1 protein-coding gene is annotated in these 557 nt (G+C 65.5%); it reads left to right on the top strand.

Annotation, left to right across the window (positions count from 1 at the left end; all coding sequences use genetic code 11):
* The coding region (locus tag E1J61_RS36975) for an aldehyde dehydrogenase family protein (protein WP_133098669.1) at nucleotides 1-557 on the top strand (557 nt) is incomplete at both ends.

Below are 557 nucleotides of genomic sequence, written 5' to 3'. Positions count from 1 at the left end.
CCGGTGATGGTGCCGATGTGGATGTTCCCGGTGGCGCTGGCATGCGGCAATACGTTCGTGCTGAAGCCGTCGGAGCGCGATCCTTCGCCCAGCTTGCTGATTGCCGATCTGTTGCGCCAGGCTGGCTTGCCCGATGGCGTGTTCAACGTCGTGCAGGGGGACAAGGAAGCAGTCGATGCGCTGCTGGCGCATCCGGATGTGCAGGCCTTGTCGTTCGTTGGCTCGACGCCGATTGCCGAGTACATCTATACGGAAGGCACCAGGCATGGCAAGCGGGTGCAGGCGCTGGGCGGGGCCAAGAACCACCTGGTGGTGATGCCGGATGCGGACCTGGACCAGGCGGTCGATGCGCTGATTGGTGCGGCCTATGGCTCGGCGGGCGAGCGCTGCATGGCGATCTCCGTTGCCGTGGCGGTGGGGGACGTTGCTGACAAGCTGGTGCCGCGGCTGGCGGAGCGGGCGCGTGCGCTGAAGATCCGTAACGGGATGGAGTCAGACGCCGAAATGGGTCCACTGGTGACCGGGGCGCACAAGGCCAAGGTCGAGGGGTATATCGC

The organism is Cupriavidus sp. L7L, assembly GCF_004353535.1.
Lineage (GTDB): Bacteria > Pseudomonadota > Gammaproteobacteria > Burkholderiales > Burkholderiaceae > Cupriavidus > Cupriavidus oxalaticus_A.
Note: the sequence above shows the minus strand (reverse complement) of the source record. Positions and strands in the feature narration are given on the sequence as shown.